The organism is Streptomyces sp. NPDC127197 (genome assembly GCF_042672405.1).
Classification (GTDB): Bacteria; Actinomycetota; Actinomycetes; order Streptomycetales; family Streptomycetaceae; genus Streptomyces; species Streptomyces flavusporus.
Genome location: NZ_JBHXVG010000013.1, coordinates 178,499 through 199,149, shown reverse-complemented (window position 1 = coordinate 199,149; position 20,651 = coordinate 178,499). Strand labels below are relative to the sequence as shown.

General features: G+C 71.6%; 19 protein-coding genes. 7 read left to right on the top strand and 12 right to left on the bottom strand.

Translation table 11 applies throughout. The features are described 5' to 3' along the window. Positions 1-15 precede the first annotated feature (15 nt). The 6 genes from ACFVJQ_RS22090 to ACFVJQ_RS22065 form a co-directional block, all read right to left on the bottom strand. Positions 16-1,032, bottom strand: a complete 1,017-nt coding sequence (locus ACFVJQ_RS22090; RefSeq protein ID WP_385786046.1) for a glutamate ABC transporter substrate-binding protein — start codon at positions 1,030-1,032, stop codon at positions 16-18. Positions 1,033-1,046: 14 nt separating this feature from the next. Continuing rightward, on the bottom strand, positions 1,047-2,513 hold the full coding sequence (locus tag ACFVJQ_RS22085; RefSeq protein ID WP_385510330.1) for a hypothetical protein: 1,467 nt from the start codon (positions 2,511-2,513) through the stop codon (positions 1,047-1,049). A gap of 191 nt (positions 2,514-2,704) precedes the next feature. Then, positions 2,705-3,676, bottom strand: coding sequence for an N-acetylglucosamine kinase (locus ACFVJQ_RS22080; RefSeq protein WP_385786043.1), 972 nt, complete (start codon positions 3,674-3,676; stop codon positions 2,705-2,707). After that, entirely contained in the window at positions 3,667-4,926 is a 1,260-nt protein-coding gene (locus ACFVJQ_RS22075; RefSeq protein WP_385510333.1) for a 6-phospho-beta-glucosidase, read from the bottom strand. The genes ACFVJQ_RS22080 and ACFVJQ_RS22075 overlap by 10 nt, the downstream gene beginning before the upstream one ends. 94 nt (positions 4,927-5,020) lie before the next feature. After that, positions 5,021-5,641 carry a Uma2 family endonuclease gene (locus ACFVJQ_RS22070; RefSeq protein WP_385510334.1) on the bottom strand — a complete coding sequence of 207 codons (621 nt, stop codon included), beginning with the start codon at positions 5,639-5,641 and terminating at the stop codon, positions 5,021-5,023. A gap of 134 nt (positions 5,642-5,775) precedes the next feature. Further along, positions 5,776-6,867 (bottom strand): mechanosensitive ion channel family protein, encoded by a 1,092-nt coding sequence (locus ACFVJQ_RS22065; RefSeq protein WP_385510335.1) that lies wholly within the window; start codon positions 6,865-6,867, stop codon positions 5,776-5,778. A gap of 377 nt (positions 6,868-7,244) precedes the next feature. Between ACFVJQ_RS22065 and ACFVJQ_RS22060 the strand changes: the two genes are divergently transcribed. Continuing rightward, a complete protein-coding gene (locus tag ACFVJQ_RS22060; protein ID WP_224738406.1) occupies positions 7,245-7,781 on the top strand; it encodes an HNH endonuclease in 537 nt (178 codons plus the stop codon). A 90-nt stretch (positions 7,782-7,871) separates the two neighbouring features. Here ACFVJQ_RS22060 and ACFVJQ_RS22055 read toward each other — a convergent pair whose 3' ends face one another. From ACFVJQ_RS22055 to ACFVJQ_RS22045, 3 genes are read right to left on the bottom strand one after another with little or no spacing between them, the layout of a single operon-like run. Continuing rightward, positions 7,872-9,218: an FtsX-like permease family protein gene (locus ACFVJQ_RS22055; RefSeq protein WP_385510336.1), complete on the bottom strand. Its 1,347-nt coding sequence runs from the start codon at positions 9,216-9,218 to the stop codon at positions 7,872-7,874. After that, positions 9,215-9,901: an ABC transporter ATP-binding protein gene (locus ACFVJQ_RS22050; protein ID WP_385510337.1), complete on the bottom strand. Its 687-nt coding sequence runs from the start codon at positions 9,899-9,901 to the stop codon at positions 9,215-9,217. Before ACFVJQ_RS22050 ends, ACFVJQ_RS22055 begins: the two co-directional genes overlap by 4 nt. Beyond that, a complete protein-coding gene (locus ACFVJQ_RS22045; RefSeq protein ID WP_385786036.1) occupies positions 9,898-10,431 on the bottom strand; it encodes a PadR family transcriptional regulator in 534 nt (177 codons plus the stop codon). The genes ACFVJQ_RS22050 and ACFVJQ_RS22045 overlap by 4 nt, the downstream gene beginning before the upstream one ends. 195 nt (positions 10,432-10,626) lie before the next feature. Between ACFVJQ_RS22045 and ACFVJQ_RS22040 the strand changes: the two genes are divergently transcribed. From ACFVJQ_RS22040 to ACFVJQ_RS22030, 3 genes are all read left to right on the top strand, one after another. Next, a complete protein-coding gene (locus ACFVJQ_RS22040) occupies positions 10,627-10,848 on the top strand; it encodes a hypothetical protein (RefSeq protein ID WP_385510340.1) in 222 nt (73 codons plus the stop codon). Next, positions 10,849-12,933 carry a 4-alpha-glucanotransferase gene (malQ, locus tag ACFVJQ_RS22035; protein ID WP_385786033.1) on the top strand — a complete coding sequence of 695 codons (2,085 nt, stop codon included), beginning with the start codon at positions 10,849-10,851 and terminating at the stop codon, positions 12,931-12,933. It abuts the gene before it with no gap. Between the two features lie 84 nt (positions 12,934-13,017). Next, the gene (locus ACFVJQ_RS22030) at positions 13,018-13,293 is read left to right on the top strand and encodes a hypothetical protein (protein ID WP_224739479.1); all 276 of its coding nucleotides are present in this window, start codon (positions 13,018-13,020) and stop codon (positions 13,291-13,293) included. A 129-nt stretch (positions 13,294-13,422) separates the two neighbouring features. Here the strand turns inward: ACFVJQ_RS22030 and ACFVJQ_RS22025 are convergent, their stop codons facing one another. Continuing rightward, positions 13,423-14,001 (bottom strand): TetR family transcriptional regulator, encoded by a 579-nt coding sequence (locus tag ACFVJQ_RS22025; RefSeq protein ID WP_385510343.1) that lies wholly within the window; start codon positions 13,999-14,001, stop codon positions 13,423-13,425. 129 nt (positions 14,002-14,130) lie between these two features. Here ACFVJQ_RS22025 and ACFVJQ_RS22020 point away from each other — a divergent pair, with 129 nt between their 5' ends. Continuing rightward, positions 14,131-15,591, top strand: coding sequence for an FAD-dependent monooxygenase (locus ACFVJQ_RS22020; protein ID WP_385786030.1), 1,461 nt, complete (start codon positions 14,131-14,133; stop codon positions 15,589-15,591). Positions 15,592-15,672: 81 nt separating this feature from the next. Here the strand turns inward: ACFVJQ_RS22020 and pepN are convergent, their stop codons facing one another. Further along, positions 15,673-18,255 carry an aminopeptidase N gene (pepN, locus tag ACFVJQ_RS22015; RefSeq protein ID WP_385786027.1) on the bottom strand — a complete coding sequence of 861 codons (2,583 nt, stop codon included), beginning with the start codon at positions 18,253-18,255 and terminating at the stop codon, positions 15,673-15,675. Between the two features lie 112 nt (positions 18,256-18,367). On the opposite strand from pepN, the gene ACFVJQ_RS22010 reads away from it, so the two are divergent. Continuing rightward, the gene (locus ACFVJQ_RS22010; protein ID WP_385786024.1) at positions 18,368-18,838 is read left to right on the top strand and encodes a DUF1203 domain-containing protein; all 471 of its coding nucleotides are present in this window, start codon (positions 18,368-18,370) and stop codon (positions 18,836-18,838) included. Here ACFVJQ_RS22010 and ACFVJQ_RS22005 read toward each other — a convergent pair. Further along, the gene (locus ACFVJQ_RS22005) at positions 18,835-19,863 is read right to left on the bottom strand and encodes an aspartate-semialdehyde dehydrogenase (RefSeq protein WP_385510348.1); all 1,029 of its coding nucleotides are present in this window, start codon (positions 19,861-19,863) and stop codon (positions 18,835-18,837) included. The two genes, ACFVJQ_RS22010 and ACFVJQ_RS22005, sit on opposite strands and share 4 nt — an antisense overlap. Positions 19,864-20,113: 250 nt before the next feature. On the opposite strand from ACFVJQ_RS22005, the gene ACFVJQ_RS22000 reads away from it, so the two are divergent. Then, positions 20,114-20,650, top strand: coding sequence for an RNA polymerase sigma factor (locus ACFVJQ_RS22000; protein ID WP_385510349.1), 537 nt, complete (start codon positions 20,114-20,116; stop codon positions 20,648-20,650). The last annotated feature ends 1 nt before the right edge of the window (position 20,651 follow it).

Here is a 20,651-nt window from a genome sequence, read left to right as displayed (position 1 = left end):
TCTGCCGACGGCCGGTCATGCGTATGTGGGCCGGGGCGGAGTCGCCGACTCCGAGTCACTGCCCAGCGTGGCCGACAGCCATGTGCCGTACGACCGCTTCCAGCCGCCGTCCTCGCGGTAGTCCTCCAGTATTCGGTTGACCCGGCGTACCAGATCGTCGGCGTCCTTCTTCATCGCCACGCCGTAGTACTCCGTGGTGAAGCGGTCGCCCTTCAGTTCCACCGTGGGATCCTGCGCGGCCTGGCTCGCGGCGAGCGCGCCGTCCGTCACCACCGCGTCGACCTGGCCGAGCTGGAGCCGGACCAGGCAGTCGAGCTGGTTGGGAACGGTGATGGAGATGTCGGTGGAGGCGGGCAGCCGGCCGGCCTTCCTGTCCGCGTCCAGTTTGTCGTACGCCGTGGAGCCCTTCGCCGAGCAGATCTTCTTGTCGGCGAGGGTCTCGTCGTAGCCCTCGATCGTCGAGGAGGTGGGCGCGAGGACCTGCTGGCCGGTCAGGAAGTACGGGGCGGAGAAGGCCACTTGTTCCAGCCGGTCGCAGTTGATGGTCATCGTGCGCACCACCATGTCGACCTGACCGCTCTGGATCGCGGGGATGCGCTGGTTGGTGGGGATGGCCTTGAACCGGATCTTGTCCGCATCGCCCAGCAGGTCCTCGGCGATCCGGCGGGCGAGGTCGATGTCGAAGCCCTCCAGCTCGACGTCCTTCGCCGTGCTGTTCGGGTTGCGGTAGCCCCAGCGGTAACTGTTCTGGTCGACGCCCACCGAGACATAGCCGCGTTTCTTGATCGTCGCGGTCGACGCGCCCTCGGCCGTCGACGGGGACAGGCTCTGGTCCTCGGGGTTCTTGCACTCCTCGGCCTTCGCGTGCGACCCGTCGGCCACGCCCTGGCCACCGACGCCCGTGCTGCCGTCGCCGGCCGGCCGGGTGTGCGGCAGCAGCAGCGCGAAGGCCACGGCGAGGGCGCAGACGACGGCCATCGCGCCCACGCCGCCCCAGCCCTTCAGGCTGGCCCGCAAACGTCGTGCATGCATCGTCACGCCCCCTTTCACCGGTACTCCGAAAGCCTGCGGCCGATGCCGAGCACCGCGCCGGCCGCGCCCAGCACCGCAAGGACGGCCGCGCCGGCCGACAGGCCGGTCATCGCGTCCAGGCCGTCGCCCGCGGCCTGCTGGAACTCACGCTGTTCGTGCTTCAGGGCGGTGTCGAGGTTCTTGTCGACGTTGTCGAAGCACTCGCCCGTGGGTTTGTCGCTCTTCGCGCCGATGACCTTGTTCAGCGCCGCCTGGTAGTCGCCCGCGTCGTCGGCGGCACGGGCCTGCTGGTGGCGGTCCTGCCATTCGTCCATGTTGCCGACGGCGGACCGCACAGGCTGCTCGCCGGCCCCGTCGTCGGCGAGGGACTGCGCCGCGGTGAGGCCGTCGGCCAGGTCCTGCATCGACTCCTTGTAGGCGACGTCGAACTTGTCCTGGAACTCGCCCGGCTTGACCTCGACCGTCTCCGCACCCCGGCTGACCAGGGTGAGGTTCTCGTTGCCACGCGCCTTGAGGGAGGCGATGCGGGCGTCGTGCAGGACGTTCAGCGAGCGGACGCCGTGGTCGTAGGAGTCGTTGAGGCCGGCGCGGGCGACGCTGTGGCCGACGACGAGCCAGAGCAGGACCACGGTGGTGGCGGCGCCGGCGGCGACCAGGCCGTGGTTCAGGACCCGGTTCGTGCGCCGGTAGTTGCGGTGCTGCGCCCAGGCGAGGGCCGCCAGGGCGACGACGCCGAGGGCGATGGCCGCCCACGGGTAGGGCGTGGCGTCCGCGTAGTCGCCGCGCAGCCGCTGGTTCTCCGACTTGTAGAGGTCCTCGGCCGCCGGGAGCATCTCGTTCTGCATCGTGTCGTTCGCGTAGCGCAGGTAGGCGCCGCCGAGCGGGTAGCCCTGGCGGTTGTTGGCGCGGGCGCGTTCGATGAGGCCCTTGTACTGCGGCAGGAGCCGGTTGAGTTCGGCGATCGTCGCGGCGGACGGGGAGCCGGGGTCGGAGTTGTTGGCGGCCGTGACGAGCTTGGCCGCCGCCGTGCGGATGCCCCTCTCGTAGCGGTCGCGGGAGGTCTTCGTCTCCTGACCGCCCGCCAGGAAGCCGCTGGACGCGGCGGTGTTGGCGTCGGCGAGGGAGCGGTAGATGTCGGCCGCGGCCGAGCTGAGGGGCTGGCTCTTGTGCAGGACGTCGTCGGCGGCGGACGCCCGGGCGGTGGCCTGCCAGGCCGTCACCGCGCCGAAGGAGACGACCAGCAGGGCCAGGACGGCGCCGATGATGCGCAGCCGGCCCGGCTCGGTGGTCGCGGCGGCGCGCACCCGGTCCACGCCCTCGGCGAACGCGGTGCGGCGGGGCGGCTCCCCGGCGGGTGCCGGGGATGCGGGGGACCCCGGGGAGGTGGGCTGCGGCGGGATGCCCGGCATCGTGGGCAGGCCGGAGCCCGACGCCGGGTCCGGCCCCGGTGGTGCCGTGCTGCTTTTCGGCGGTTGTGTCACTCTTGACCTCCCCCATGGTCATCCGTCGCCGCCAGTATCGCTGCCGGGACCGACATCCGCACCGGCCTTGCCCCGATCTTGATCGGATCGCAGTGCGGTGAAACGCATTTCGGCGCACCGCGGAGCGCCCCGCACCACCCCCTGCCCATGAATACGCCGGTGGAATCGGTTCGGTTCCACCGATCCGGCGGTCAGCCCTCGAAGTGCGCCCGCAGCCGCGCCTGCACCTGCGCTCCCGCGCCGATCCGGTCCAGCCCCAGCAGGGCCGCCCCCAGCACCGGGCTCGCCGTCACCGTGCGGGGGACGGCCTTCGGCGCCCGGGCACCCAGCAAGTCCCGGATGCGGTCGTCGAGTCGGGCGTGCCGGGCGGCGAGGACGCTGCCGCCGAGCAGCACCGGGGTTTCCTCGGTCAGCAGGTCCAGCCGGGTCAGCGCCACCGTCGCCATGGTCACGACCTCGTCGGCGAGCCGGTCGACGATCGCACGGGCGACCGGGTCGCCGTCGGCAGCCGTGGCGAACAGAACCGGCGTCAGTTCGTGGCGCCGCGCGGGCTCCAGTCGCTCCAGGTGCAGTGCCTCGATCAGTGCGTACATGGAGTCCAGCCCGAAGTGCGCGGGCAGGGTCCGGGCCAGCTCGGTGGGGCCGCCGCGCTCGTCCTCCGCGCGGGCCGCGTGGAAGAGCGCCTCCTCGGCAAGTCCCCAACCCCCGCCCCAGTCACCGGAAATACGCCCGACAGCCGGGAAACGGGCGGTGCGGCCGTCGGGGCGCATGCCCACGCAGTTGATGCCCGCGCCGCACACGACGGCCACCCCGCGCGGCTCGGTGACACCGGCCCGCAGGATCGCGAACGTGTCGTTGCGCACCTCGACGGTCGTACCCCACGCGCGCGTGTGCAGCGCGGCCGTCAGCCGCTCCTCCTCGACGGGGAAGTCGGCATTGGCGAGACAGGCGGAGACGTGCGTGACGGAGGTGACTCCGGCCATGGCCCAGGCACGTTCCACCGCCTCGGCGAGGACGTCCGTCGCCGCCTCGACACCCACGGCCGGCGGCCGGAAACCGCCGCCGCGGGCCTCGGCGAGCACGGTTCCGTCGGCCGCCACGACCGCGACGTCCGTCTTGCTGTTGCCCGCGTCCACGGCGAGGACGGCTGCGGTCAGGCCCACGCGAGGTGCTCCCGGTTGTGTGCGATCAGCTGGTCGGTGAGGGTGTCGGCGTACTCGTACTGGCCGATGAGGGGATGCGCGAGCAGCGCCCGGAAGACCCGGTCGCGGCCGCCGCGCAGGGCCGCCTCCAGCGCCAGGTCCTCGTACGTCGTCACGCCGGCCATCAGGCCCGCGTACAGGGGGTCCACGGTGGCGACGGGCAGCGGAGCCGGCCCGCCCTCGGCCCCCACCGCCGCCTGCACCTCGATCACCGCGTCGTCCGGCAGGAAGGGCAGGGTGCCCCGGTTGAGGGTGTTCACCACCTGGTACGGGCTTCCCGCGCCGCTCAGCAGCGCCGCCGCCAGGTCCACCGCCGCCTCGGAGTAGTGGGCGCCGCCCCGCCTGGCCAGCAGCGCCGGCTTCTCCTCGAGCGTGGGATCGCCGTACATCGTCAGCAACTCCCGTTCCATCGCGGCCACTTCGGCGGCACGCGACGGCTTGGTGCGCAGCTCCCGTACGACCTCATCGTGCGCGTAGTAGTAGCGCAGGTAGTACGAGGGGACCACGCCCAGGCGGTCCAGCAGGGCGCGCGGCAGCCGGAGGTCCGCGGCGATCGCGTCGCCGTGCTCGCGGAGCAGCTCGGGCAGGACGTTCTCGCCGTCCACGCGTACGCCCGTTTCCCAGGTGAGGTGGTTGAGGCCCACGTGGTCGAGGTGGACGTCGGCCGGGGCGACGCCCAGCAGTGCGGCGAACTTCCGCTGGAGGCCGATCGCCACATTGCACAGCCCCACCGCCTTGTGACCGGCCTGGAGCAGGGCACGGGTGACGATGCCGACGGGGTTGGTGAAGTCGATGATCCAGGCCTCGGGGTTGGTACGACGCACCCGTTCGGCGATGTCGAGAACGACCGGAACCGTGCGCAGGGCCTTGGCCAGGCCGCCCGCGCCGGTCGTCTCCTGGCCGACGCAGCCGCACTGAAGAGGCCAGGTCTCGTCCTGCTCGCGGGCCGCCTGGCCGCCGACGCGGAGCTGGAGCAGGACCGCGTCGGCGCCTTCGACTCCGGCGTCCAGGTCGGAGGTGGTGACAACCTGCCCGTCGTGCCCCTGGCGGGCGAAGATGCGGCGGGCCAGGCCGCCCACCAGGTCCAGGCGGTCCGTCGCCGGGTCGACGAGGACCAGTTCCTCGACGGGCAGGGTGTCCCTGAGCCGGGCGAAGCCGTCGACGAGTTCGGGGGTGTAGGTGGAGCCGCCGCCTATGACGGTGAGTTTCATACGGTGTGAACCCTTCACTCGGAACGGGGCGTCAAGAGCGAACGCCCCCGCGGCAACAGAGTCGTTGCCTGCGAGGGCGGGAGGGAGGCGCCGGTCAGTTGTCGACGAAGGGTGTGGTGTCCAGCGCCGGGTAGGGGGCAGGAAGGGGCAGCGGGTGCCCCAGAACGGTCTTCGTCTGGACCCTGTAGCGAGCCTGGGCGGGGTCGGCGTTCGTGGTCAACGGGTCGGAGTAGCAGTAGGCCTTCTTCTCCCGGCGATGGATCAGGACGTAGACGGGGATTCCCGCGCTCGCGTAGAGGCGCAGTTTGGGGCCGCTGTCCGTTTCGTGGTTGGTGGAGGTCACCTCGCCGACCACGGCAAGCATGTCGATGGGGTACCAGCCCTTGTGAGTCTTGCAGTAGGCCTCGTCGAGTTCGGTCGCCTTGCGGCGGCGGACATAGAAGTCGGGTACCACCAGAGCCCGCGTCCGTCCGTCCAGGTGGGCGGCCCGGAATCCCATGCCGAAGCCTGCCAGGTGGAAGCCGGCGTTGTTGAACTGGAGAAACAGCTGCGCGACGCCGTCGCTGTGCTCTTCGTCCGGCTGAGGCGGCACGATGCCCGTCTCCTCGATGTACTCGGCTCGAATCGGCAGGGGTGCCGCCTCTTCGAACGCGATCAACAGGTCGATGGGGTCCTGCTGCGTCATGACCGGCTCCGTGATGGGTTCGGCGATCATCGCTGGTTCTCCTCGTCACGCTGATGCCAGGCTAAGCCCGCGTCGGGTGCCCCGACAGAACGATCGGGCACCCGACGCCCACCCGGCGCCGGATGCCCGACCGTTCACTCGAACGAGTGTGCTGAACCGTTCCGTTACTTCGTCACGCTCGGCGGCGTCAGCGGCGTGGCCGCCTGGGCCTGCGGGGACGTCGTGTTGGCGTAGGCCGACGGAGCGGCCATGCCCGCCGTCGGGTCGCTGTCCGCCTCCGCCTCCTGCTGCAGCGGCAGACCGCCGACGATGCGGATGCCCTCGCGGTCGAAGCGGCGCTTGATGCGCCAGCGCAGCTCGCGTTCGACGGTGAGGGACTTGCCAGGCATGGTCCTGGCGGAGACACGGACGACCATCGAGTCGAGCAGGACGCTGTCCAGACCCAGGATCTCGACCGGGCCCCACAGCATCTCGTTCCAGGGGTCCTCCTTGCTCATCGCCTCGCCGACCTCGGTGAGCACGGCCTTGACGTGGTCGAGGTCCTCCGAGGGGCGGACCGTGACGTCGACGCCGGCCGTGGCCCAGCCCTGGGAGAGGTTGCCGACGCGCTTGACCTCGCCGTTGCGGACGTACCAGATCTCCCCGTTGTCGCCGCGCAGCTTGGTCACGCGCAGGCCGACCTCGATGACCTCGCCCGAGGCGACGCCCACGTCGATGGAGTCGCCGACGCCGTACTGGTCCTCCAGGATCATGAACACGCCGGACAGGAAGTCCGTGACGAGGTTGCGCGCGCCGAAACCGATCGCCACGCCCGCGACACCCGCGGACGCCAGCAGCGGCGCCAGGTTGATCTCGAAGGTGGACAGGATCATCAGGCCCGCGGTGCCGAGGATCAGGAAGCTCGCCACCGAGCGCAGCACCGAGCCGATCGCCTGGGAGCGCTGGCGGCGGCGCTCGACGTTCACCAGCAGACCGCCGATCGCCGTGCCGTCCACCGCCTGCGCGGTGCGGTTCATGCGGTCTATCAGCTTGGTGATCGCCCGCCGCACCGCCACCCGCAGCACCGTCGCGATCACCACGATCAGCAGCACCCTGAGGCCGATCGCGAGCCAGGTCGACCAGTTCTCCTCCACCCAGCCGGCGGCGTTCGTGGCGCTCTCCTGGGCGTCCTGGAGGGAGGGGACCGACGGGGCCGTCTCCGACGGGGACGGCGACGGCGACGAACCGGCGGCCAGTAGGACCGAGAAGGGCGACACGGCAGGTACCTCCAGGTGCAGCGGTCCGCCCCCGGTACGGCGGTCACAAGGTCGTCAAGGTGTTCAAGGTCACGGAAAGGTCACCGGGCAGGCGGATTCACCACACTATCGGGGCATCGTGTGGGGATTGTTGCGGTGTTCGAGGGAGAGGCGGCGTCCCCGTGGGGATGAACAGATCAGACGAACACCAGGTGGGACGAGCAGTGACACCAAGGGGGGAATGAAGTGGTGGTGATCCGGGGGAGGAATCGGATGTGGTCGAAAACACTCTCAGCCCGTTACCGGGACATGGTGGCGCTTTCACCAGGCATGAGGGGAGACTGACTGCAGATCGTCCCGGCGCGAGCCACGCGCCGCCGGCGTACAAGGAGGCATCCGTGCCGCACGTCCTGGTCCTCAACGCGTCGTACGAGCCGCTCGGCGTCGTACCGCTCCGCCGCGCGCTCGTCCTCGTCCTCGAGAACAAGGCCGTATGCCTCGAGGAGTCCGGCGCCTTTATGCACAGCGCAACCGTCACAGTCCCCGCACCCAGCGTGGTCCGGCTCAAGCGATTCGTCCGGGTCCCCTATCGGGGACCCGTTCCGTTGACCCGTCGAGCGCTGTTCGCGCGCGACGGGGGCCGGTGCATGTACTGCGGTGGCGTCGCAACCAGCGTCGACCACGTCATCCCGCGCTCGCGCGGGGGCAAGCACGTCTGGGACAACGTGGTTGCGTCCTGCCGTCGCTGCAACCACGTGAAGGCCGACCGCCATCTCGGCGAGATCGGCTGGCGACTGCGGCACAAACCCGCCCCGCCCACCGGCCTGGCCTGGCGCATCATCGGGACCGGCCATAGGGATCCGCGCTGGCTGCCGTACTTGCAGCCGTACGGCGCGGACGACGCCTTGGCCCGGATCGACGGCATCTCTGCCTGACGATCCGGGCTTTTGCATGTCCCGGCAGCGGGCCTGCCTACGGGACCGGGGAGCCCCCTGTGCACCCCGGTCCCGTAGGCGTGGCCTGTCCTACGCGTACCGAAGCTCCCCCGGCTGCACCGACCGCCGTAGCAGCGGCAGGGAGGTGACCGCCGCCAACAGGCAGGCGGCGTACACGCCCGCCGGCACCAGCAGCGCGGCCCACGGCGTCGACCAGCCGCCCCCGTCGGCGAAGCGGGCGTACCCGGTGCCGATCGCCATGCCTCCGGTGCCCGCGAGGAGCACCGCCGGTGCCAGCGGCAGCGCGGTCTCCAGCAGCAGCGCCCGGCCGAGCACCGCCTGCGGCACCCCGGCGGCGGCCTGCGCGGCCAGGCCCCGGCGGCGGGTGGCCAGGGACTCGGCCGTGCCGACGGCGAGCGAGGAGAGCGTGATCGCGAGGGCCACGGCGATGGCGGCGGCCGTCAGGTCGAGGCCGGTGGTGTAGAAGGAGGCGTCCTCGGACAGCCGCTTGTCCGAGTGCAGCACCTCCAGCAGCACCTGCCGGATCCCCACGAAGGCCGTCCCCACCATCGTCACCAGCAGCACCGCCGCATGCGTACGGGCGGCCGCCCACGGGTCGTCGCGCAGCCGTTCCGCCGCGATCAGCACCGCCGGGCGGTCGGTGCGCGACACGAGCAGCCGTCCGGTCAGCCGGGCGGTGGCGCCGACCAGCCACAGTGCGGCCGTCCCCGTCACGATCAGCAGGGCGAAGACCAGCAGGGGCCCGGAGGGGGTGGACCGGTTGCCCGAGTCGGACACGGCGGCGTACGACCCGAGCGCCACTCCCGCGAACAGCAGTACCGCCAGCAGGAACATCAACCCCGGACGGGACTGCGGTCGCACCCGGCGCACCCGGCCCAGCGGCGAGGCCACCACCTGGCGCAGCGCCAGCACGCTCACCAGGGCACCGATCACCGGCACGGCCACCGCCACCACCGCGATCCCGGCCCACGCGTAGCCGCTCGGCACCTCCCACGCCACCAGCAGAAGCAGCACCGAGAACACCGTCCCGACCGCCGAGCCCACCAGGCAGGCCAACCCCGCCTCGGTGGCCGCGATCCGCCGCACCTGCCACGGCGAGGCGCCGGCCAGCCGCAGCCCGGCCAGCCGCCGGTCCCGGTGGACCGCGCCGATCCGGGCGCACTGGCCGAGGAACCCGAACACCGGGATCAGCAGAAGCAGCAGCGCGACGACCACACCCCCACGCTCGCCCTGGTTGTCCAGCAGCCCGTTCGCGAACGGCACCCGATGGTGGCCGCGCAGCGCGGCCAGCGTCACCGCCGCCAGCGCGAACCCGGTCGCAAGCAGCGCGCCGAACGCCGTCAGCGTGATCCGCCACCACTCGCGCCGGTCGGAGCCACGGGTCAGCAGCCCGGCCAGCCGGATCTCGGCCCTCATGCGGCCACCTCCGCGCGAGCCACGGTCCCGTCGCTCAGCGTCACCTCGCGGTCCGCGTACGCAGCCACCTGCGCATCGTGCGTGATCAGCAGCACCGACGTGCCGGACTCGCGGGCCGTGTGCACCAGGGCCGTCATCACCTGCTCGCTCGCCAGCGAGTCCAGCGCGCCCGTCGGCTCGTCCGCGAAGACGACCTTCGGCCCGGTGACCAGTGCGCGGGCCAGCGAGGCCCGCTGCGCCTGCCCGCCGCTCATCTCGCCCGGCCGCAGCGCGCCCTGCCCGCGCACCCCGAACCGCTCCAGCCACTCGCCCGCCCGCTCCTGAGCCTGTCTGCGGCCGGCGCCGCCCAGCATCAGCGGCAGCGCCACGTTGTCCAGGGCCGTCAGCTCGGGGATCAGCTGCCCGAACTGGAACACCACACCGAACTCGGTGCGCCTGAGCTCGCTGAGCCGCCGCTCCGGAAGTCGGTCGATGCGCTCCTCGCCGTAGGACACCGAGCCACCGTCGGGCCGGACGATCCCGGCGAGGCAGTGCAGCAGCGTCGACTTCCCGCTGCCGCTGGCGCCGGTGACGGCGAGTATCTCGCCGGCCTGCAGTTCGACCGAGATACCGCGCAGGGCCTCGGTCCTGCCGTGTGCCTTGGTGAGGTCACGGGCCGCGAGCAGCGGCACTGGGTTGCTCATGCTGAGTCGACCTCCGCGGTCAGGGTGGTGAGCCGGGCCGCCGTGGTGGTCATCCAACGGAGGTCGGCGTCGAGGTGGTTGAGGGCGTAGTCCGCCGAGAGAACGGTCGCGAGGTCGGCGCCCGGGCCGGTCTTGACCGCCGTGAGCTGCCGCATGCGCTCCATGTGGGCGGTGCGCTGGGCGTGCAGATAGGCCGCCGGGTCGCCGCCGGACAGGATCGAGACGACGACCTTGGCGAAGATCTCGTTCGTCACGAACGGCGCGGGCGGGGTGACCTCCCCAGCCCAGTGGGCCAGTTCGCGCTCTCCGTCGGCTGTCGAGCGGTACATGGTGCGCTCGGGGCCGCCGTCCGAGTCGGTGCTGTCGATCTCCGCGAGACCGTCGCGGACCAGACGCTGCAGGGTCGTGTACACCTGCCCGTAGGCCAGTGGACGGGCCTGCGGGAAGCGCTCGTCGTGCCGTCGTTTCAGGTCGTAGCCGTGGCTGGGACCCCTGGCGAGCAGTCCGAGCAGGATGTGGCGGGTGCTCATGGAGATCATTATGTACTGAGTACATGTACTGAGTGAATAGTTGGCGCTGAAAAAATCCGTGGCGGGCTGAGCAGGCTCAGCTCGCCACCGGAACGCACGAATGTGACGAGAAGGGCATTGTCGGTTGTGGGGTGTCTGGCTTCGCGTTCGCTGGGTAGGGCTGCGATGAACCCGTTACCGAACAAGGAGGCCACCGTGGCCGCATCCGCACACCTGCTGCTCTCGGCCCTGTCCGAACGCTCCAAACGCCCGGCGGACCTCTCCGCCCACCCCGAGGACCTCCATCTGTGCATGTTCAGCGCGGAAGGAGCCTGCGCCCAGGCCCCCCTGACCAGCGAGCCCCCGCTGCCCGACGCCGAGCCCCTCACCAGCGAGCCGCCGCTCGCCGCCCTGGACGCCGACTCCACGAGGCCGTAGATGACCGCATCCCGCCCGGCCGAGCCCCCCGGCGAAGACCTGTGCCGGCTCGCTGAGCTGCATGGCGTCGCCACCTCCTACAGTCCCTCCCCGGACCGCACGGTCACCGCCTCGGCCGCCGCGATCGTCCGCACCCTGGCCGCGCTCGGCGTCGACGCCGGCACCCCCGAGGCCGTGCGCACCGCGCTCGCCGCCCGGCGCCGGGAACTGGACGAGCGGCTGCTGCCGCCGACGGTGGTGTGCTGGGGCACCGCCGCGCCGGACGTCCTCGCGACGCTGCCCGCGGGCACCCGGCTGCGGATCGAGACCGAGCAGGGCGAGACCCGCGCCGCCGCCGAGCAACTCCCGCCCGGCGTCCACCGGCTGACCGCCACCGCCCCCGCCGGCCGCACCGCCCACGCCCACCTTGTGGCCGCCCCGACCCGCCTGCCCACGCCCACCGGACGCTCGTACGGACTCCTCGTCCAGCTCTACTCCCTCCTGTCGCACCGCTCGTGGGGGATGGGCGACGCCGGTGATCTCGCGGAACTCGCCGCCTGGGCCGGCCGCGCCCTCGGCGCCGGATTCGTCCAGGTCAACCCGTTACACGCGGCCGTCCCCGGCGCCCCCACCGATCCTTCCCCCTACCGCCCCTCCTCCCGCCGCTTCCCCGACCCCGTGCACCTGCGCGTCGAGGACGTCCCCGAGTTCGCGTACATCGGGGACCGCGAGCGCGTGCGGGCCCTGACCGAGCGGGCCGAACGGCTGCGGGAAACGGTGCTGGAGAAAGGCGCGTTGATCGACCGTGACGCGGTGTGGGAGCTGAAACGGGAGGCGCTGGAGCTCCTTCACGACGTGCCCCTCGGGCCCGGCAGACGCGCCGCCTACTGCGACTACCTCGCCGAGCAGGGCCAGGCCCTGGAGGACCACGCCACCTGGTGCGCCCTGGCCGAGGTGCACGGTCCGGACTGGCACCGGTGGCCCGCCGGCCTGCGCGACCCGCGCTCGACGGAAACCGCCCGCGCCCGCGGCGAGTTGATGGACCGCGTCGACTTCTTCTCGCGCCTCGCCTGGCTCACCGACACCCAGCTGACCGCCGCCCAGCGCACCGCGCGCGAGGCGGGCATGCCGGTCGGGATCGTGCACGACCTCGCGGTCGGCGTGCACCCCGGGGGCGCCGACGCCTGGGCGCAGCAGCAGTACTTCGCCGCCGGGATGTCCGTGGGCGCCCCGCCGGACGCCTTCAACGCCCGCGGCCAGGACTGGGGCCTGCCGCCCTGGCGCCCGGACCGGCTCGCCGCCGCGGGCTACGCACCCTTCCGGGGCCTGCTCCGGGGCCTGTTCCGGTACGCCGGCGCGCTGCGCATCGACCACGTCATGGGCCTGTTCCGGCTGTGGTGGGTGCCGCGCGGACTGCCGCCCACGGAAGGGACGTACGTCCGCTACGACGCCGAGGCCATGCTCGCCGTACTGGTGCTGGAGGCCTCACGGGCCGGGGCGCTGGTCATCGGCGAGGACCTGGGGACCGTCGAGCCCGGCGTACGGGAGACACTGCGCGACCGCGGGGTGCTCGGCACATCGGTGCTCTGGTTCGAACGCGACTGGGACGGCGACGGCCGGCCACTGCCCCCCGAGCGCTGGCGCGCCGACTGCCTCGCCACCGCCACCACCCACGACCTGCCGCCCACCGCGGCCCGTCTCACCGGCGAACACGTCGAACTCCGCGACCGCCTCGGCCTGCTCACCCGCCCCCTCGACATGGAGCGCGCCGAAGCCGCCGCCGACACCGGCGAATGGCTGGCCCTGCTCACCCGGCTCGGCCTGCTGCGGGGTACGGGCGGCGGTCTGGTCACGTCGGAGGAGGAGGCCGAGGTCCAGGCCGTCCACCGCTTCCTGCTGCGCACCCCCGCCCGGATGATCGGCGTATGGCTGCCGGACGGGGTCGGTGACCGGCGTCCGCAGAACCTTCCCGGGACGTGGGACGAGTACCCGAACTGGCGGCTGCCGGTGGCGGACGTGGAGGGGCGGCCGGTGACGCTGGAGGAGCTGGCGGGGTCGGCGAGGCTGCATGCGTTGGTCGAGGTGCTGCGAGCCGGTGACTCCTGAGACGCCGGGCTGAGTCACCGCCCCCGGCACCTCCTACGGCACCCCGGCCGCGCGCCCCCGCCAGGCGTTGGATACTTTGGCACCGTGGACAAGAAGAACGCCCTGCGCGCCGGCGCCCTGGCCGCCGGTACGACGCTGATGATGCTGCTGATGTCGTCCCCCGCGCTCGCCCTCACCCCGGACGACGGTGACGACCCCGGCACGGGACTGAGCGTCATCGAGACGCTGGGTCTGTTCGTCATTGCCCCGATCGTGCTGTTCGCGGTCATCGCCGGGCTGGTGATGGTCCTGGACAAGTCGCACAAGCAGAAGGACACGACCAGCACCAACATCACGACCAAGGCCGGCTCGAAGGCCTGACGCAGGGCTCCACGAGCCCGCCGCGCACCTCCCGAGGGCGCCGTTCCCGTCGTCGTACGCACGCGCACAGCGCTGTACGCCGACGGGGACGGCGCCCTCGGCATGTTTCCGTGGGCGGGACTCAGGGGCTCACGGGCTCGGTGCGGTGAGGTAGCGCTGGAGCGTCGGTGCCAGCCAGGCCACGATCTCCTCGCGAACCAGCGCCACGACCGGCGGAAGCCGCAGGACGTAGCGGGTGAGCGCCAGCCCGAGCACCTGCGTCGCGCAGAGTGCGGCCCGGGTCGGTACTTGTTCCGGGTCGGGGCAGACATGGCGCGCGGCCGGCAGCAACTGGTCCCGGAAGATGCCCTGCATCCGCTCGGCCCCGGCCTGGTTGGTCACCCCGACCCGGAGCAGGGCCGTCAGCACCTCGTTCTCCTCCCACATGTCGAGGAAGTGCGTCACGAGAGCGCGGCCGACGTCGTGGCGGGGGAACGCGCCGAGGTCGGGCATCTGGAGATCGATGGCGACGGCCGCGGCGAAGAGGCCCTCCTTGTTGCCGTAGTAGCGCATCACCATCGACGGGTCGATGTTTGCGTCCCTGGCGATGGCCCGGATGGTGGCCCGCTCGTATCCGTCGGCGGCGAAGCGCTCGCGGGCGGCGTCGAGGATGGCGGTGCGGGTTGCGTCGGAGCGGCGGGAGGCGGGCTTGGAGTCGCTGTCGTTCATGCCAACAAATGTAGGCCAACGTTCGTAGGCCAACAAGCGTTGACATCACCCGGCGCCGCGCCCTACTGTTGCCAACAAGCGTTGACCAACAGACGTTGACCAACAAGCGTTGGCACCCAGGAGGTCAAGATGAACGGCAACCTCGGCACCAGCACCCCCCGCTCCGTCATCGTCGTCGGCGCCGGCCCCACCGGCCTGCTCCTGGCCGGTGACCTCGCCGCCGCCGGCGTCCCCGTCACCCTCCTCGAAAGGCGCCCCCACAAGATCAGCAACCTCTCCCGCGCCTTCGGCGTGCACGCCCGCACCCTGGAGCAGCTCGACGCCCGCGGCCTCGCCGACCCGCTGATCGACACCGGCGCCACCATCACCGAACTGCGACTCTTCCGCCGCCTGGCCCTCGACCTGGGCACGCTGCCGTCCCGCTTCCCGTTCCTGCTCATCACCCCGCAGTACGAGGTCGAGCGGCTGCTGGAGCGGCGGGCCCGCGAGCTCGGGGTCGACTTCGCCCACGAGAGCGAGGTCGTGGGGCTGCGGCAGGACGACACCGGCGTCGACATCGACGTACGCGGCTCGGACGGGACGGTCGTGACCCACCGCGCGGCGTACGTCGTCGGCGCGGACGGCCACCGCAGCGCCGTACGGGAGGCGATCGGCCTGCCGTTCCCCGGCGTCTCCGTCATCAGGTCCCTGATCCTGGCGGACGTCCGGCTCGCCCAGCAGCCCGAGGGCGTGCTCACCGTCAACGGCGCGGGCGACGCCTTCGCGATGATCGCCTCCTTCGGCGACGGCTGGTACCGCGTCATGGGCTGGAACCGTCGCCACGAGGTGTCCGACGACGCCCCGCTCGACCTCGACGAGGTCAAGGAGATCACCCGCCGCGCCCTGGGCACCGACTACGGCATGCACGACGCCCGCTGGCTGTCCCGCTTCCACAGCGACGAGCGCCAGGCGCCGAAGTACCGGGTCGGCCGGGTCTTCCTCGCCGGAGACGCCGCGCACATCCACTCCCCGGCCGGCGGTCAGGGCATGAACACCGGCCTGCAGGACGCGGCCAACCTCGGCTGGAAGCTCGCCGCGGCCGTCCAGGGCTGGGCGCCGGAGGGCCTCCTGGACACGTACGAGGCTGAGCGCCACCCGGTCGGCAAGGCGGTGCTGCGCAGCAGCGGCGGGCTGGTCCGGCTGGCCCGCGCACAGAGCCCCGTACTGCGCGCAGCACGCACTCTCGTCTCAGCCTTCGTCAACCTGGCCCGCCCCGCCCAGCGCAAGGCCCTGGCCCAGATCTCCGGCATCGGCTACAAGTACGCGGCTCCCCGCGGCTCCCACAGCCTGACCGGCACCCGCATCCCGGACGTCGCCCTCAAGAGCGGCCGCCTCTACGAGGCCCTCCGCGGCGGCCGCTTCGTCCTCATCACCCCCGCCGGGTCCTACGAGGAGTCCGGCGACCGCACGAACCGCCTGACCGTGGAGAGCTGGGCAGGCGACCGGCGTACGACCGTCCTGGTCCGCCCCGACGGCTACGTGGCCTGGGCGGCGGACAACGCGGACGTCACAGCCGTGGAGACGGCCCTGACCGCCACACTCGGACGCTGAGCGCTCTGCCATGATCGACCTCGCCGCCGGGTATGCGAAGGGGGCGGGTGACCGGCCCGGTCACCCGCCCCCTCGCATCGGCTACGCGGCCGCCGCGTCCGCCGCCTGGGCCTTCAGCGCACGCTCGATGCCCGCTCGCGACTCCGAGACGAGCCGGCGCAGGGCCGCGTTCGGCTCGGCGGAGGACAGCCAGGCATCCGTCTTGCGCAGGGTCTCCTCCGACACCTGGATCGCCGGGTACAGGCCGACCGCGATCTGCTGGGCGATCTCGTGCGAGCGGGACTCCCACACGCCCTTGACCGACTCGAAGTACTTGTCGGTGTACGGGGCGAGCAGCTCACGCTGGTCGGTCTGGACGAAACCGCTGATGACAGCTTCCTGCACGGCGTTCGGCAGCTTGTCGGAGTCCACGACCGCGGCCCAGGCCTCCGCCTTGGCCTCCGGCGTCGGACGCGCGGCCCGCGCGGTCGCCGCGTGCCGCTCACCCGCTGCCGTCTTGTCCCGCTCGTACTCGCCCGCGATCTCCGCCTCGTCGAAGCGGCCCACCGCGGCCAGCCGCTCGACGAACGCCCAGCGCAGCTCCGTGTCCACGACCAGGCCCTCGATCGTCTGCGAACCGTCCAGCAGCGCCTCCAGCAGGTCCAGCTGCTCCGGCGTCCGCGCGGTCGCCGCGAACGCCCTCGCCCATGCCAGCTGGTGGTCGCTGCCCGGCTGGGCCGCCCGCAGGTGTGCCAGCGTGGCGTCGGTCCACCGGGTGAGCAGCGCCTCGCGGGCGGACGGGTCGGCGTACAGCTCGATCGCCAGCTTCACCTGCCGCTGCAGCGACTGCACGACGCCGATGTCGGACTCCTTGGCGATGCCCGACAGGACCAGGGAGAGATAGTCGCGCGTGGGGAGCTCGGCGTCGCGCGTCATGTCCCACGCCGACGCCCAGCACAGCGCTCGCGGCAGCGACGCCGTGAAGTCGCCCAGGTGCTCGGTCACGAACGCCAGCGACTGCTCGTCCAGGCGGACCTTGGCGTACGACAGGTCGTCGTCGTTGAGCAGGACCACCGCCGGGCGGCGTCGGCCGACCAGCTGCGGTACGGCGGTCAGCTCACCGTCGACGTCCAGCTCGATCCGTCCGCCGTCGTCGTCCCGCACCAGCTTGCCGCTGTCCTCGTCGAGGTCGTACAGGCCGACCGCGATGCGGTGCGGGCGCAGGATGGGCTCGCCCTTGGCGCCGGCGGGCAGGGCGGGGGCCTCCTGGCGGATCGCGAAGGACGTGATGACACCGTCGGCGTCCGTCTCGATCTCCGGGCGCAGGATGTTGATGCCGGCGGTCTCCAGCCACTTCCTCGACCAGGTCTTCAGATCCCGGCCGGAGGTCTCCTCCAGGGCGCCCAGCAGATCGGACAGACGGGTGTTGCCGTACTCGTGCCGCTTGAAGTAGGCCTGCACTCCGCGGAAGAACTCGTCCTCACCGACGTAGGCGACGAGCTGCTTCAGCACGCTCGCGCCCTTGGCGTACGTGATGCCGTCGAAGTTGACGAGCACGTCGTCCAGGTCGCGGATCTCGGCCATGATCGGGTGCGTGGACGGCAGCTGGTCCTGCCGGTACGCCCAGGTCTTCATGGAGTTGGCGAACGTCGTCCACGCGTGCGGCCAGCGCGACTCGGGGGCGGCCGCCTGGCAGGCGATCGAGGTGTACGTGGCGAACGACTCGTTCAGCCACAGGTCGTTCCACCACTCCATGGTGACCAGGTCGCCGAACCACATGTGGGCCAGCTCGTGCAGGATGGTCTCGGCGCGCGTCTCGTACGCCGCGTCCGTCACCTTCGACCGGAAGACGTACTGGTCGCGGATGGTCACCGCGCCCGCGTTCTCCATCGCGCCCGCGTTGAACTCCGGCACGAACAGCTGGTCGTACTTCTTGAACGGGTACGCGTAGTCGAACTTCTCCTGGAACCAGGCGAAGCCCTGCCGGGTGACCTCGAAGATCGCGTCCGAGTCGAGGTACTCGGCGAGGGAGGGCCGGCAGTAGATGCCCAGCGGCACGCTCTGCCCGTCCTTCTCGTACACGCTGTGCACGGAGTGGTACGGGCCGACGATCAGCGCGGTGATGTACGTCGAGATCCGCGGGGTCGGCTCGAAGACCCAGACGCTGTCCTTGGGCTCGGGGGTGGGCGAGTTGGAGATGACGGTCCAGCCCTCCGGCGCGCGCACGGTGAACTGGAAGGTCGCCTTCAGGTCCGGCTGCTCGAAGGACGCGAAGACGCGGCGGGCGTCGGGGACCTCGAACTGGGTGTAGAGGTAGGCCTGGTTGTCGACCGGGTCGATGAACTTGTGCAGGCCCTCGCCGGTGTTCGTGTACGCGCAGTCGGCGACGACCCGGAGGATGTTGCGCCCCTGAAGCAGGCCGGGAAGCGCGATCCGCGAGTCCTTGAAGACCTCGTCCGGGTCGAGCGGATCGCCGTTGAGGGTCACCTCGTGGACGGTCGGGGCCACCAGGTCGATGAAGGACTCCGCGCTGTTCTCCGCGACGTCGAAGCGCACCGTGGTCACGGACCGGTAGGTACCGCTCTCCTGCGCGCCGGAGAGGTCGAGATCGATCTCGTACGAGTCAACGGTGAGCAGCTTCGCCCGCTGCTGCGCCTCTTCGCGAGTCAGGTTTGTGCCAGGCACGCGGTCATCTCCTCGTTATGTGTCGGTTGCGCCATCCTTCCACGGGACCTGCACGGAACGCGATGTCCGTTTCCCGCCGGTGGGCGGAGCGGAACCGCGTGAGTCTGGGCTCATGACGACCTACACCGCACGACCCATCGACCCCTCGGTCCTGAAGGAGCTGCGCTCTGCTGACGACGCGGGACGCCGGATGGTTCCCGTGACGGACGAGGAGGGCGGGGCGCCGCTCCGTTGTTGCCTGCGGCGGAGCGAGCCGGGGGAGCGGATCGCCCTCGTCTCGTACGCTCCGCTGCGGCGCTGGGCGGCGCAGACGGGGGCCGAGCCGGGGGCGTACGACGAACAGGGCCCGGTGTTCATCCATGCGGAGGAGTGCGGGGGGCCGACGCACGAGGGTCTGCCCTTCACGAACGCCCACCGCACGCTCCGGCGGTACTCGGCCGAGGGGCGCATCCTGGGCGGACGCCTGATCGAGGACGGCTTCGGGACGGCGCTCGCTGAAGCGTTCGACGGCCCGGACGTGGCGCTCGTCCACGTCCGGGCCGTCGAGTACGGCTGTTTCCTCTATGAGGTCCGAAGGAACTAGCCGCTGTTCCTGGCGGACAGCTCCGCCGCCACCAGCTCCGCGATCTGCACCGCGTTCAGCGCAGCGCCCTTGCGGAGGTTGTCGTTGGAGACGAACAGGGCGAGGCCGTTGTCCACCGTCTCGTCGCGGCGGATGCGGCCGACGTAGGACGGGTCCTGGCCGGCGGCCTGGAGCGGGGTCGGGACCTCGGTGAGGGCGACGCCGGGAGCGCCGGCCAGCAGCTCCTTGGCCCGCTCGACGCTGATCGGACGGGCGAAACGGGCGTTGACCTGGAGCGAGTGGCCGGTGAAGACCGGGACGCGGACACAGGTGCCGGAGACCTTCAGCTCGGGGATCTCCAGGATCTTGCGGGACTCGTTGCGGAGCTTCTGCTCCTCGTCGGTCTCGTTGAGGCCGTCGTCCACGATCGAGCCGGCGAGCGGGAGGACGTTGTACGCGATCGGCGCCACGTACTTGTCCGGCGCCGGGAACTCGGCCGCCGAGCCGTCGTGGGTGAGCTTGGGTGCGTCCTCGCCGACCTTCTTGACCTGCTCGAACAGCTCGTCGACGCCGGCCAGGCCGGAGCCGGACACCGCCTGGTAGGTGGCGACGACCAGCGCCTCGAGCTCCGCCTCCGCGTGCAGCGGCTTCAGGACCGGCATCGCGGCCATCGTCGTGCAGTTCGGGTTGGCGATGATGCCCTTGGGGCGGCTCGCGATCGCGTGCGGGTTCACCTCGGACACCACGAGCGGCACCTCGGGGTCCCGGCGCCAGGCGGAGGAGTTGTCGATCACGACCGCGCCCTGCGAGGCGACCTTCTCGGCCAGCGCCTTGGAGGTGGCGCCGCCCGCGGAGAACAGCACGATGTTCAGACCGGTGTAGTCGGCCGTCGACGCGTCCTCCACCGTCACACCGTCGAGGACCGTCCCCGCCGAACGGGCCGAGGCGAACAGGCGCAGCTCGGTGACCGGGAAGTTCCGCTCGGCGAGGATCCTGCGCATGACCGTGCCGACCTGACCGGTGGCTCCGACGATTCCGACCCTCACGGCGACTCCTTTACCTGGCTTGTGGGGCGCCCCGTCCCTGACCGGGGGCCTTTCCATCATGCGGGGCACCTGGGCCCCTGTGTCCAATTCTTTGCCCTTGTGCCCGAGGAATGGGACACCCACCCCGTCGGCGCCGGCGTTCCTGCGTGAACCTCCTCTCAGTTTCCGGACAGGTGTGACGTACGCCACAAATGGAGCCGAACGTTCCGGCCCGCACCCGCGTCATAGAGGAAACGCGGCGAGGGGAGGGGTGGCTGTGCTGCGCAGAAAGGCCCGCCGCGGCCGGCGGGACGACGCACAGGACGACCCGCTGGACGCGGCGCAGGAGCGCCGGGTGCGGGCGGTGCTCGCGCTGGGCGGGGTGCCGCAGGCGGACCTGCTGGACGGGGTACAGCAGGTACGCCTGCGGCTGCTGGAGCGGGCGGCGAGCGGCCGGGAGGCGCCGCGGGACGTGTCCGCGTGGGCAGCGGTCGTCGCCTCGAACCTCGCCATGGACTGGCACCGGGCCAAACGCCGCCAGGAGCGGCTCGGCGAGCGGCTGGCCGCCCTGCGCCAGCCGGCGCACCCCTCCGGCGAGGACACCAGCGTGCTCTCGGTCGCCGTCGCCCAGGGCCTGGACGAGCTGCCCGACGCCCAGCGGCAGGTCCTCGTCCTGCGCTTCTTCGCCGATCTGCCGGTGCGCGGGATCGCCGAGGAGCTCGGCATCCCGGAGGGCACGGTCAAGAGCAGGCTGCACACGGCGGTACGGGCTCTGCGCGCCCGCCTGCACGAGGACGAGGTGGTGTGAC

Bases quoted from the DNA above. Each gene is read 5' to 3' on its own strand.
- ACFVJQ_RS22025 (WP_385510343.1), bottom strand. From the start codon at position 14,001: ATGAACGACAGCGACTCCAAGCCCGCCTCCCGCCGCTCCGACGCAACC.
- malQ (WP_385786033.1), top strand. From the start codon at position 10,849: ATGACCGCATCCCGCCCGGCCGAGCCCCCCGGCGAAGACCTGTGCCGG.
- ACFVJQ_RS22075 (WP_385510333.1), bottom strand. From the start codon at position 4,926: ATGAAACTCACCGTCATAGGCGGCGGCTCCACCTACACCCCCGAACTC.
- ACFVJQ_RS22010 (WP_385786024.1), top strand. From the start codon at position 18,368: ATGACGACCTACACCGCACGACCCATCGACCCCTCGGTCCTGAAGGAG.
- ACFVJQ_RS22070 (WP_385510334.1), bottom strand. From the start codon at position 5,641: ATGATCGCCGAACCCATCACGGAGCCGGTCATGACGCAGCAGGACCCC.
- ACFVJQ_RS22055 (WP_385510336.1), bottom strand. From the start codon at position 9,218: ATGAGGGCCGAGATCCGGCTGGCCGGGCTGCTGACCCGTGGCTCCGAC.
- ACFVJQ_RS22045 (WP_385786036.1), bottom strand. From the start codon at position 10,431: ATGAGCACCCGCCACATCCTGCTCGGACTGCTCGCCAGGGGTCCCAGC.
- ACFVJQ_RS22050 (WP_385510337.1), bottom strand. From the start codon at position 9,901: ATGAGCAACCCAGTGCCGCTGCTCGCGGCCCGTGACCTCACCAAGGCA.
- ACFVJQ_RS22020 (WP_385786030.1), top strand. From the start codon at position 14,131: ATGAACGGCAACCTCGGCACCAGCACCCCCCGCTCCGTCATCGTCGTC.
- ACFVJQ_RS22090 (WP_385786046.1), bottom strand. From the start codon at position 1,032: ATGCATGCACGACGTTTGCGGGCCAGCCTGAAGGGCTGGGGCGGCGTG.